Origin of the sequence: Neobacillus driksii, assembly GCF_013409995.1 — a bacterium.
Classification (GTDB): domain Bacteria; phylum Bacillota; class Bacilli; order Bacillales; family Cytobacillaceae; genus Neobacillus; species Neobacillus driksii.
Map to the genome: position 1 here is coordinate 51,905 of NZ_JACCBX010000018.1, position 13,078 is coordinate 64,982.

Genomic DNA, 13,078 nt, shown 5'->3' on the forward strand with positions numbered 1-13,078 from the left:
TTTACAGGTTACTCACGTATTTTAGAAGAGTACCAAAACCGAAACTTTTATTCGTCGAATACACATTTCTTTTTTAGTAAAAATTTTAGTAAAAACAATGGATTTCTTTTACCTGATGTATTAAACTAAACATATAGTTTGAAAAGTGGAGGGACGACAATGAATATCACAAAGTTAATAACTACATTTAGAGAAATATTTGAGGTCCAGCCTGAGCAAGCATTCTTTGCTCCGGGGAGAATTAATTTAATTGGTGAACACACAGATTACAATGGTGGTCACGTATTTCCATGTGCTATTACTTATGGTACGTATGCCGTTGCAAAGAAAAGAGAGGACAATCTTGTCCGCCTCTATTCAGTAAACTTCCCAGATAAAGAAATCATTGAGTTTGATCTAACACAATTAGAATATGAGAAACAGCATAATTGGGCAAATTACCCAAAGGGCATGATTCGTTATATAAAGGAAGCAGGATTTTCAATTCCATCTGGATTTGAGTGTGTAATTGAAGGTAACATTCCCAATGGCGCAGGCCTATCCTCTTCTGCATCAATTGAGTTATTGACTGGTGTGCTCCTAGACGGGTTGTTTAAATTAGGAATAGATCGCCTAGACATGATCAAGATTGGTAAAAGAGTTGAAAATGAATTTATTGGTGTCAACAGTGGCATTATGGATCAATTTGCGATTGGAATGGGAAAAGAGGACGCTGGAATTTTGCTCGATTGCCAGACTTTAAACTTTCAGTATGCACCGATTCAACTTGATCACCACAAAATCTTAATTATGAATACAAACAAACGCAGAGAACTTGCGGACTCGAAATACAATGAGCGCCGAGGAGAATGTGAAGAAGCCTTATCTCAGCTCCAGAAAAAGCTACCAATCGAAGCACTTGGACAGCTGACAGAAGCGGAGTTTGATGAAAATCAATCATTAATCGCTAATGAAACCGTCCGTAAGCGTGCAAAGCATGCGGTATATGAAAATATGAGAACATTAAAGGCTCTTGAAGAACTGAAGGCAGGGAATCTAGAGGCGTTTGGGCAGCTGATGAATCAATCGCATATCTCGTTAAGAGACGATTATGAAGTGACCGGGGTTGAACTTGATAGCTTAGTCGAACCTGCATGGAAACAGCCAGGGGTTATTGGGGCGCGAATGACTGGAGCTGGGTTCGGAGGTTGTGCCATTGCGATTGTTGAAAATGAACTGGTTGAGAGCTTTATTGAAAATGTTGGCGCCGCTTATCAGGACAAAATCGGCTATCAAGCGGATTTCTATGTTGCAAGTATTGGTGATGGAGCAAAAGAGATTGAGATGGAGGGTGCTATTTAGATGAGTATTCTTGTTTTAGGCGGTGCAGGCTATGTTGGTTCGCATGCTGTTTATCAGTTAATTGACCAGGGTTCTGAAGTGGTGGTTATCGATAATTTGCAAACAGGTCAACGAGATGCAGTACATCACAAGGCTCACTTTTATGAAGGTGATATTCGAAGCCGTGAGTTTATGCGCTCTGTCTTTGAAAAAGAAAACATAGAAGCCATTCTCCATTTTGCAGCTAACTCTCTTGTTGGCGAATCGATGATTGAGCCGCTAAAATACTTTGATAACAATGTGTATGGTACACAAGTTGTGCTTGAAATGATGAAGGAATTTAATGTAAAGCACATCGTCTTTTCCTCAACAGCGGCAGTTTATGGTGAACAGAAGGTGGTGCCAATTAAGGAAGAGGCAGCTACTCTTCCAACCAACACCTATGGTGAAACGAAACTGACGATGGAAAAAATGATTTCTTGGTGTGAGAAGGCATTCGATCTTAGGTATGTATCACTCCGCTATTTTAACGTAGCCTCAGCAAGAAGTGATGGGCAGATTGGAGAGGACCATAATCCTGAAACCCACTTGATTCCTGTTGTATTAGAAGCTGCTTTAGGAAAAAGACCTGCTGTGACCGTCTTTGGTCAAGATTATGATACTGCAGACGGAACCTGTGTACGGGATTACATCCATGTTGAGGACTTGATTGATGCGCATCTTCTAGCACTCACGTATTTGCAAAATGGCGGGGAAAGTAATGTGTTCAATCTAGGCAGCAGTCAAGGGTTTTCTGTAAAGGAAATCATCGAGACAGCAAAAGAAGTAACAGGGATTGATATTCCGGTCCAATTCGGGGAACGCAGGTCTGGAGACCCTAGTACATTAATTGCATCTTCGGAAAAAGCAAGAAGTGTGCTGGGCTGGAATCCAAGCAAGACTTCGATTCACCAAATTATCAGCGATGCATGGAATTGGCATCAACATCACCCAAATGGGTATGAGAGGTGAAGATCGTGATAGATCAACTAATCCAACAATTGATTAACAAGGCAATTTCTGCTCAATTAATCGACTGTGATGATGAGATTTATGCTCGAAATCAAATTCTTTCACTCTTACGTTTAGTCGAGTTTAAGGACAGCGAAACAACAGAGTCAAATCTAGAGATTCCAGACTTACTTGAGCAAATCGTGGATTTCGCCTGTGAGCAAGGCATTATTGAAGATATTTTTGATGAAAAAGAGATTTTTTCAAGTAAAGTCATGAATTGCTTTATCGCACGTCCATCAACTGTTAATCAGATTTTTTTTGAAAAATATAAACAGAATCCACAAGAGGCAACTGAGTATTTTTATGAGTTAAGCAAAAATAGCAACTATATTCAAATGAAGCGGATTCGTAATAATGTCGAGTACAAGGTGAGTACGAAATATGGTGAACTAGACATTACCATCAATTTATCAAAACCTGAGAAAGATCCTAGAAGCATTGCGCTAGAACGTACAGTCCAAAAAGCAAATTATCCAAAATGCTTACTTTGTATTGAGAATGAAGGGTATGCAGGGAGAATTGGACATCCAGCACGCTCTAATCACCGTATGATCCGATTAAATCTTTCTGATGAGAAATGGCTTTTACAATATTCACCTTATGTTTACTATAATGAGCATTGTATTGTGCTATCAGAAGACCATAGGGATATGAGAATTACTTCGGTGGCATTTCAAAGGCTGTTAAACTTTGTTGAGCAGTTTCCCCATTATTTTGTCGGGTCGAATGCTGATTTACCGATTGTTGGCGGTTCTATTCTTTCGCATGATCATTATCAAGGCGGACATTATGACTTTGCGATGGCCAAAGCGGAGGATGATTGGACATTTTCATTAGAGCAGTTCCCGAATGTTCAAGGTTCTGTTGTCAAATGGCCAATGTCCGTCATTCGATTACGTTCGAAAGAAACTGGACCACTTGTGGAAGCAGGCGAGCATATTTTATCACGCTGGCGAAATTACAGTGATGAAACAGTAGGAATTTATGCGAAAACAGGCGATATCCCGCATAATACGATTACACCGATTGCACGTAAAAATCAAGAATTTTATGAACTGGATTTAGTCCTTCGGAACAACCGGACGAGCGAGGAGCATCCACTAGGAATTTTCCACCCTCATCAAGATGTTCATCATATTAAAAAGGAAAACATCGGGCTAATCGAAGTGATGGGTCTGGCTGTATTACCTGCACGCTTAAAAGATGAACTTGAGGAAGTTGAGAATTTCATTCTTGGAAAAACGGATTCTGTTGCTGAATATCATCTAGAATGGGCAAAAGGACTTAAAGAGGGCTATCAATCCGTTGTAACACCGTCAAATGTTGAAGCAATCGTCAGAGAAGAGACAGGGAAAAAGTTTTTAAAGGCATTAGAGGATGCGGGTGTTTTTAAAACAAATGAAGAAGGAAAAGCCGGATTTAACCGCTTTATCTTGTCATTATTATAAAAAAGCTTACAGCATGGAAATGGCGGAACGTCTCATATTTTTTGATATGAAGTAATGGAGTGGTAAATATATGAAAATAGTAGATAAGCTATTCGGTCAATATAACGGTGAGCCCGTGATGGAGTATACCCTGGTTAATAACTCAGGGATGTCTGTTTCCTGCATGAATTATGGTTGTATCATTACGAAAATAATGGTCCCCGACCGCAATGGGAAGATTGAAAACGTAGTGCTTGGTTTTGAGCAATTTGAAGATTATGTGGATTTGTCCCCTTATTTTGGGTCCATTGTTGGTCGAGTGGCTGGAAGAATTAATCATTCGGAGTTTGAGTTGGATGGAGAGGTATACAGGCTGACACCTAACGAGGACCCTAATCACCTGCATGGCGGGAAGAAGGGCTTTAATTCGGTTATTTGGAAAACAGAACCGTTTGAAACGGAAAATGCAGTTGGATTGAAATTTTTCTATCGAAGTGTAAATGGTGAAGAAGGGTATCCAGGTAATTTGGATACGACTGCCACCTATCTTTTAAATAATCAAAATGAGTTGAGTATCCGTTATGAGGCTCATACGGATCAAAAAACAATCGTTAATTTAACGAATCATTCGTATTTCAATTTAAGCGGTAATTTAAAAAGAGATGTTTCCGAGCATATTCTTCACTTGGAAAGTGATCGCTTCTTAGAACTTGGTTCAGATTTGATCCCTACTGGGAAAATGATCGACTCTACTAACACGCCGTTTGATTTTAAACATGGCCGTTTGTTGAAGTCGGGGATGAAATCCGATTATCCACAAAATGTACTTGCGGGTCATGGTTACGACCATCCGCTTCTTTTTTCAAAAAAGGGAGAAAATACAGTGGCTTTAAGTGAAAAAGAAAGTGGAAGGACACTGTTAGTTACAACGGATCAACCCTGCGTCGTCCTTTATACGGGGAACTATTTGGAAGGTCCTTATTCGATCTCTGGTGTTCGAGCGAGAAACCATTTGGGTGTGTGCCTCGAAACGCAAGGGCTGCCTGATGCAATCAACCAGCCTAATTTTCCATCAATCGTATTAAACCCAGAGGATGTATACCAGGCTGTGACTAAATATCGTTTTTTTTCTAATACAATAGGAGTTTGATTTATGGCTACGATAAAGGATATTGCAGAATTAGCAGGAGTATCGATCGCAACAGTATCCCGAGTATTGAATTATGATAGTACCCTATCTGTCGGTGATGAAACAAAAAAGAGGATATTTGAGGTGGCAGAGCAGCTTTCTTATAAGAAGAGACCAGCTAAAAAAATAGAGACAGGTAAAATCGCACTTTTGCAGTGGTATACAGAAAAAGAAGAACTGGAAGATTTATATTATATGTCGATTCGTTTAGGAGTCGAAAATCAATCCAGGCAAATGGGCTTTTCTGTATCTAAGTACTTCCAAGATAACTTTGAGACACTTAAACAAGATGAAATCCAAGGTCTTATTGCGATTGGCAAATTTAGTGATAAACAAATAAAAGAAATGGTCTCCATCACAAATAATATTGTCTTTGTGGACTTTTCTCCCGATGAAGAACAGTTTGATTCGATTGTTAGTGATTTTGAAAAGGCTACTAAAAAGGTCATCGACCATTATTTGGAGAATGGTCATGAGAAAATCGGTTTTATTGGCGGTAGAGAGGTTTTCAAAGATAAAACATCTCTAATCCAAGATCTTAGAGAGAGGACCTTCAAAAACTACTTGGCAGAAAAAGGGCTGTTCAATGAAGCCTTTATGTACGTTGGGGAATTCTCCGTTGCTGTTGGTCATTCACTCATGAAAAAAGCAATTCATGAACATGGAGAAAACTTGCCGACAGCTTTTTTTGCAGCGAATGATTCTCTGGCCATTGGTGCGCTCAGAGCTTTATTGGAGGAAGGGATATCTGTTCCAGGACGTGTGAACATCATAGGTGTAAACGACATCAGTATTTCAAAATACGTGTTTCCATCATTAAGCACTGTAAAAGTCTATACCGAACTAATGGGAGAAACAGCGGTCAACACCCTTGCCGAGAAAATCGAAGGTCGACAAATAGCAAAAAAAATCACCATCACCACCCAACTCATCATAAGAGACAGCAGCTCCTAAAAACAGATGTCCACCACGGGTGGACATTTGTTTTTTTTTTTATGGTGACAGGCACCATTTGGCATTGTCGAATATTGGTATGTTTCGTATAATTTTAGTTATCTAGATATTTGATGTTAATGGGGTTGTTTATGAGCAGGTTAACGGTGGCGGCGTATACGTTTGGGGTTATGTTTTTTCTTGTGAGCTGCGCATTTTCTGTGTTTTATGGTTATAAGGTTATGTCTCATGATTTGCCTGAAGAAGATAGAGATATACATGAATATAACTATCATTTTGTGCTGGTTCCTGAGGAGCTGGACAATGACTATTGGCGGCTTGTTGAAAAAGGTGCTCAGGAGGCTGCAAAGGAATATGGCGTTTTATTGGAGTATGCTGGTCCAAAGCAAGCCAATATCGACGAACATTTAAAAACGATTGAAATGTCAATGGCTTCAAAAGTGGATGGAATTATTACACAAGGACTAAGCGATGAGCAATTTACTCCGCTGATTAATAGGGTTGTAGAGAGAGTTCCTGTGATTACCATTGATACGGACGCCTCCAATAGTAACCGCATGGCGTATATTGGAACTGATAATTACTATTCTGGTTATTTAGCAGGTAAAGCATTGATTGAAGATACAGAGGGTCAAGCGAATGTGGCCATCATTACAGGCAGTTTTTATGCGAACCATCAGCAGCTGCGCGTACAAGGCTTTCGGGACGCTGTGATGTCTGAACAGGGAATAAAGATTATTACCATGGAAGAATCAGAAATTAGTAGAGTCCGAGCCGCTGAAAAGGCTTACCAAATCTTAAAGGATTATCCAGAGGTCAATGCTTTTTATGGGACAAGTGCTCTAGATGGAATTGGAATAGCCCAAGTGGTAGAAAAGTATAAAAAAACCGATCAAGTTTATATTATTGGATTTGATAATCTGCCTGAAACGCTTGATTACCTATCAAAAGGCACCATTAAGGCAACAGTAGTTCAGGAACCATATGAAATGGGATATCGAGCGGTGCAAATGATGATTGATCTCATTGAAGGTAAGACGGTACCTCCAGTAGTGCATACCAATACCCGCGTATTGAGAGCAGGGGATTTGCCTGTAAGTCATCTAGGCGGGCGGGAGGCAGGGTATTAATGTTATTTCGAATTAGATCAAAACTACTGCTTTATTTTATTGTCCTGGTTGTATTGTTAACTTCAGTCGGGTTGTTTTTTTATAAAAGCAGTGAAAACCTTGTCAATGAATATGATGATAGTTTTGAACGATTTCTTTTGTTAAATGAAATCTCGCAAAGAACGAATTTAATTACAGAAAACCTCCAGGGTTATCTTCTAGATAAGGAAAACTCCTATCTAAAAGTCTATAACAGGGAAAAGTCCAGGTTACTTAGAGACCAAAGGCTCTTTAAACAAGAAATAAATTCCAATGATATAACGGTTACTAATTATCAACATATGATTGATAGTTTTCTTGAAGAATGTGATGCAACGGTGACAGCGTTCCATAAGGATGATATAAACGAATATTCAAATCATCTTAATGAAGTATTAAAAATAGCAGGTTTCCTTCAAGAAAGTACTCTTGCTCTCTTAAATAATAAACTTACAGACTATCAAAACTTTTATGATCAAATGGAAAGGCAGAACGATTATTATAAACTATTGTCCTTCTCCCTTTTTGCTGCTGCCTTTTTTCTGAGTACCTTAATTGCGCTTTGGATATCTGGCGGAATTACAAAACCAATCACCCTTTTGTCTCAAGCAGCAAAGCAAATCTCAAAGGGAAACTTAGCTGGCCAGGATATTAAAATAACGACCAAGGATGAATTAAAGCTATTGACCGAAACGTTTAACCAAATGCGCTCAAACCTTCGGCAGTATGTAAAAGAAATCAAGCAGAAATCAGAACTGGATAAGCTGTTAAAAGAATTAGAGCTAAGAAGTCTTCAAAATCAAATCAATCCACATTTTCTATTTAATACGTTGAATACAGTTTCAAAAATGGCTTACCTTGAGGACGCGGAGCATACCTCGAGATTAATTGAATCTGTGGCCGCCTTACTGCGATACAACCTAGGTGGGGATTTAAATAAAGCCGCCACCCTTCGAGATGAAGTAGCGATTGTTAAAGAGTACTTTTTTATTCAGCAAACAAGGTTTGGGGATCGGATTCAATTCAGTACAGACATAGAAGAGGACTGTTTGGATCGAGAAATACCTAGTTTGACGCTGCAACCCTTAATTGAAAACGCTTTTATACATGGTGTTGAATCTTTTGAGGAAAATGGAGAAATCCGACTTCATATCTACAAAAGTAATCATAGAATTCATGTGGAAATTGTCGATAACGGAGATGGTATGGATGAAATCACTCAAAATCGATTGCTAAACTATGTGAGGGGAACTGAAATAGAAGAGGCGTATGAGTCGAATAAATCACAGGGTCATTCGACTGGTATTGGAGTAAAAAATGTGATTCGCAGGCTTCAGCTTTTTTATGGTCAAAAAGACATTATTGAAATCCATTCAGAGTTGAGTAAGGGCACAAAGTTTACACTGACTATTCCAGACGCGGTAATAGGGGGAAAAGAGCTTGTTGAAAATTCTAATTGTGGATGATGAAATTCTAGAGCGGAAGGCATTGACGAAAATAATAAACAACTCTGCAGAGAACGTAATGGTCATCGGAGAGGCCCCTAATGGCAGAAAAGCGATTGAAATGGCTAGAGAACATAAGCCTGATATTATCTTTATGGATATAAAAATGCCGGGAATTGACGGCGTACAAGCTGTTAAGGAAATTAAAGGTACGGACGAAAATATCCGATTTATCATGGTTTCAGCCTTTAATACGTTTGAATATGCAAAGGAAGTTATGCAGCAGGGGGTTAAGGAATACATCCTAAAACCTAGCAGGAAACAGGATATTCTTGAAAGCTTAGAGCGGGTTTCTTCTGAAATCTTAGGGGAAAAGAAGAAGATGGAAGAAGAGAAGTGCTTAAAGGAAAACCTCGAACGTGCTGTGTCAATCGCCCAAAAGGAATGGGTGTCATCACTCATATTGAATCCTGTTCATGATATTACATTTGATGAATGGAGTCAGCTGTTAGGGGTAGAGATAACCTCTGGATATATTATGCTTCTTTCCCTTTTGCCGCCGGAAAAAGGAGAACTCCTGCCACATGAATGGCAAAATTGGTATTTGTGGCTTAAGGATATTTTTAAATCTTCCAATAAAAATCAAGAAGTGTTAATGGGACCCATGACGGAAAGCCAAGTACCGGTATTGTTTTTATGCAAACAAACCACGGAAAAAGCACAGTTTAAAACGAATGCTCAAGCTGTAATTGACTATTTGCTCAATCAATTCCAAAAGAGTCAGTTTAATGCAGATTTAAAAATAGGGATCGGTCTTCCTTACAGTAATGTCCATGGGCTAAATAAATCCTATCATGAAGCAGTAGCCGCATTAAATCTGGTTTTAAAAACACCTAATCGGAAATATGTATTTGCAGGAAAACAAGGAACCTTAGTATTACCTTCAACCTCGGATCTACTCGAAGTGGAGAAAAAGCTGCTGGATGCCTTGCGTCAAGGAGACTTAAAAAAGTCGATGTTTATTTTTGATTCCTTTGTAGAGAAGCTAGTTGATAATGAAGGTCTAAAAGCTCCTATTGTAAAAAAATCATTTGATGAATTGTTCATCCTAATTTCAAGAATGCTGCATGACTTAGGAATAGGGTATGAAGGTACTCTTTCAATCAAAGAGTCTGACGATATTAGTGTGATGTTTGAAAGGGGCAAATCCTATTTATTGTCCATCGTTCAACAGATTCAAGTATGGAGAAACAGTCATGCCAAGGGAATGCTACATAAGGCAAAGGAATATATTGAAAATCATTATGCGAATTCTCTTACATTGGAACAAGTAGCAGACTATGTGGAACTAAGTCCGTATTATTTAAGCAAATTGTTTAAAGACCGATTTGGGATGACTTTTATAGATTATGTAACAGAAATAAGGATTAAGCAGGCAAAAATAGAAATGATTGACGCTTCAAAGAGCTTAAAGGAAATATGCTATTCTGTAGGCTATAAAGACCCGAATTATTTTAGCCGGGTGTTTAAAAAACAGACAGGCCTATCCCCGACAGAATTTCGGAAAGAAACAGTAAGTTAATAGTTTTACTTTTGTAAAGGCCGTTTCATACTGAATCGGTCTTTTGTGCTAGTAACAAAAAAATCTAGTAAATCACAAATTAGTGCTATAGGTTAGAACTACTTAACGAAAACTCCGGATGCTAACATATGTGTAAGGGCTTTCAATGGTAAAGGGTAAGCGAGTTACCAGAGTCTTTACTAAATAGCAAAAAGGAGAAGGATGACATGTTTAAAAACAAAAAAGGGTTAGTTCTATCTTTAACAGTTGCATCTAGCATTCTATTAGCAACTGGCTGTGGCAGTACAGAGAGCAGTTCCACAGATTCTGGAAAAGGCAAGGACAGCGATCTGCCAGCAGTAGGTGCAACCATTTATAAATTCGATGACAACTTCATGTCCTATGTACGTCGTGCGATGGAAACTACAGCTGACGGAAAAGTTAATTTAATGCTAAATGACTCTCAAAATGACCAAGCAAAGCAAGTGGAGCAAGTTGATACACTCATAGCAAAAGGGGCAAAATCGCTGGCTATTAACCTTGTAGACCCTAAAGCAGCACAAACCATTATTGATAAGGCTAAAGTAAAGGACATTCCAGTTATCTTCTTTAACAAAGAGCCAGATGCCTCTGTATTAAAAGGATATGAAAAAGCTTACTATGTAGGAACGACTTCATCTGAATCTGGTATCCTCCAAGGTGAATTAATCGCCAAGGCTTGGGAAGCAAACAAAGAAAAATGGGATAAAAATGGTGATGGAAAGCTTCAATACGTTTTATTAAAAGGTGAACCGGGTCACCCTGACGCTGAAGCTCGTACTAAATATGTTGTTGACACTGTGAAGGAAAAGGGAATTGAAGTAGATGAATTAGCATTAGATACAGGTATGTGGGATGCAATGAAAGCAACAGAAAAAATGGATGCTTGGATTGCAAAATACAACGAGAGTATCGAATTTGTTATTGCAAATAACGATGGTATGGCATTAGGTGCTATCGCTTCACTTGAAAAAGCAGGCTACTTCTCGGGTGACAAGTTTATGCCAGTTGTTGGGGTAGATGCGATTCCAGAAGCACTTGAAATGATTGAAAAAGGAAAAATGGTTGGATCTGTTTTGAATGATGCGAAAAACCAAGGTGCAGCAACCGTTCAACTAGCTGCCAATGCTGCTAACGGTAAGGACGTATTAGAAGGAACAGAATGGAAATTAGACGACTCCAAAGCGGTTCGTGTACCTTATATCGAGATTACCAAAGAAAATATCCAAGTTGGAAAAGACGCATACAAATAGAAAAGCAGAAGCGCCTGGTCCGAGGATTGCCTCTAAGGCGCTCCTCGAACAAAGGAAAAGGATCATTATTCTTTTCCTTCGTTCGGGGTTATGTTTCAAGGTACATTTGAAACAGGACTGATAAATTCAAATCTTACTATATAAAAACGCAGTTTAAATGGTTAGGCAAGGAGGTTTAAGCATGTCAAAGGCCAGTTCAACGAATTTACTCGAAATGATTAATTTAACAAAGAGATTTCCTGGCGTAATTGCTCTTAATAACGTTTCACTTAAAGTGAAGGCAGGGACAGTACATGCCTTAATGGGTGAGAATGGTGCAGGGAAATCGACCTTAATGAAGTGCTTATTCGGGATTTATTCCATGGATGAAGGAAAAATTCTGTTAGAGGGAAAAGAGGTTTCGTTTGCGAATTCAAAGCAAGCTCTTGAAAACGGAGTTTCAATGGTCCATCAGGAACTCAACCAAGTCCGTCAGCAAAATGTTATGGACAATATTTGGCTAGGAAGATATCCGAAAAAAGGCATTTTTATTGATGAAAAGAAAATGTATGAAGATACAGCCGCTATCTTCAAGAGCCTTGACATTAACATTGATCCACGCAGTAAAGTAGGAACCTTATCTGTTTCTGAAATGCAGATGGTGGAAATTGCAAAAGCTGTTTCATACCATTCTAAATTAATCGTAATGGACGAGCCAACTTCCTCCCTTACAGAAAAAGAAGTAAATCATTTATTTACGATTATTAAAAAATTGCAAAGTGAAAACGTAGCGATTATCTATATTTCACACAAGATGGAAGAAATTTTAAAAATCTCTGACGAGGTGACCATCATGCGTGATGGTCAGTACATTGCAACGAAAAGTGCGAAAGAATTAACAACGGACGAAATCATAAAGTTAATGGTTGGCCGTGACTTATCACAGCGTTTTCCAGCTAAGATCAATCAACCTGGGGAGGTAACCCTTAAGGTTAAAGATTTAACTGCAGAAACAGAAGGGTCATTTTCTGCTATTAACTTTGAGTTAAGAAAAGGGGAGATATTAGGGATTGCCGGTTTGGTCGGTTCCAAACGTACAGAGGTGATGGAAGCACTGTTCGGAATCAGAGGAGTTAAATCAGGAAGTATTGAATTAAATGGTAAAGTGGTTCAAAATCTTTCCCCGCAGCATGCCATAAAAAATGGCTTTGCATTGGTAACAGAAGAAAGAAGAACAACTGGGATATATCCACAGCTCAGCATTAGCTTCAACTCTATTATTGCCAACCTTTCTCAATATCGAAAAGGATTGTTTTTATCAGAAAGCAAAGTCCATGATGATACAAAGTGGGTAATCGATTCTATGAAAGTAAAGACACCATCGCAAAGAACTCCAATCGGAAGTCTTTCGGGCGGTAATCAGCAAAAAGTAATTATTGGACGCTGGCTGCTCACAAAACCGGAAGTATTATTGCTGGATGAGCCGACAAGAGGTATAGATGTTGGCGCGAAATTTGAAATCTATCAACTGATTAATGAATTAGCAGCGCAAGGCAAAGGGATTATCATGATTTCTTCTGAAATGCCTGAACTACTTGGCGTAACAGACAGAATTTTAGTAATGAGTAATGGAAGAGCAGCCGGAATCGTAGAAACAAAAACAACCACACAAGAAGAAATTATGCGACTGGCAGCGTTGTATTAGGAGGA

General features: G+C 38.8%; 10 protein-coding genes. All 10 read left to right on the forward strand.

Annotated features, from left to right (window positions below):
- The first annotated feature begins 159 nt into the window (after positions 1-159).
- The 10 genes from F4694_RS28395 to mglA all read left to right on the forward strand — a co-directional run bounded on the left by F4694_RS28395 (position 160) and on the right by mglA (position 13,073).
- A complete protein-coding gene (locus F4694_RS28395; protein ID WP_179603285.1) occupies positions 160-1,341 on the forward strand; it encodes a galactokinase in 1,182 nt (393 codons plus the stop codon).
- Entirely contained in the window at positions 1,342-2,331 is a 990-nt protein-coding gene (gene galE / locus F4694_RS28400) for a UDP-glucose 4-epimerase GalE (RefSeq protein ID WP_179603286.1), read from the forward strand. It abuts the gene before it with no gap.
- 5 nt (positions 2,332-2,336) lie between these two features.
- Positions 2,337-3,821: a UDP-glucose--hexose-1-phosphate uridylyltransferase gene (gene galT, locus F4694_RS28405; protein ID WP_179603287.1), complete on the forward strand. Its 1,485-nt coding sequence runs from the start codon at positions 2,337-2,339 to the stop codon at positions 3,819-3,821.
- Between the two features lie 70 nt (positions 3,822-3,891).
- Positions 3,892-4,950 carry an aldose epimerase family protein gene (locus F4694_RS28410; RefSeq protein ID WP_179603288.1) on the forward strand — a complete coding sequence of 353 codons (1,059 nt, stop codon included), beginning with the start codon at positions 3,892-3,894 and terminating at the stop codon, positions 4,948-4,950.
- Positions 4,951-4,953: 3 nt separating this feature from the next.
- Positions 4,954-5,943, forward strand: coding sequence for a LacI family DNA-binding transcriptional regulator (locus tag F4694_RS28415; RefSeq protein WP_179603289.1), 990 nt, complete (start codon positions 4,954-4,956; stop codon positions 5,941-5,943).
- A gap of 131 nt (positions 5,944-6,074) precedes the next feature.
- The gene (locus F4694_RS28420; RefSeq protein ID WP_179603290.1) at positions 6,075-7,073 is read left to right on the forward strand and encodes a sugar-binding protein; all 999 of its coding nucleotides are present in this window, start codon (positions 6,075-6,077) and stop codon (positions 7,071-7,073) included.
- On the forward strand, positions 7,073-8,557 hold the full coding sequence (locus tag F4694_RS28425) for a sensor histidine kinase (protein ID WP_179603291.1): 1,485 nt from the start codon (positions 7,073-7,075) through the stop codon (positions 8,555-8,557). Before F4694_RS28420 ends, F4694_RS28425 begins: the two co-directional genes overlap by 1 nt.
- Positions 8,532-10,118, forward strand: coding sequence for a response regulator (locus F4694_RS28430; protein ID WP_179603292.1), 1,587 nt, complete (start codon positions 8,532-8,534; stop codon positions 10,116-10,118). The genes F4694_RS28425 and F4694_RS28430 overlap by 26 nt, the downstream gene beginning before the upstream one ends.
- A gap of 206 nt (positions 10,119-10,324) precedes the next feature.
- The gene (gene mglB, locus F4694_RS28435) at positions 10,325-11,389 is read left to right on the forward strand and encodes a galactose/glucose ABC transporter substrate-binding protein MglB (protein WP_179603293.1); all 1,065 of its coding nucleotides are present in this window, start codon (positions 10,325-10,327) and stop codon (positions 11,387-11,389) included.
- A gap of 181 nt (positions 11,390-11,570) precedes the next feature.
- Positions 11,571-13,073 (forward strand): galactose/methyl galactoside ABC transporter ATP-binding protein MglA, encoded by a 1,503-nt coding sequence (mglA, locus tag F4694_RS28440; protein ID WP_179603294.1) that lies wholly within the window; start codon positions 11,571-11,573, stop codon positions 13,071-13,073.
- Positions 13,074-13,078 lie beyond the last annotated feature (5 nt).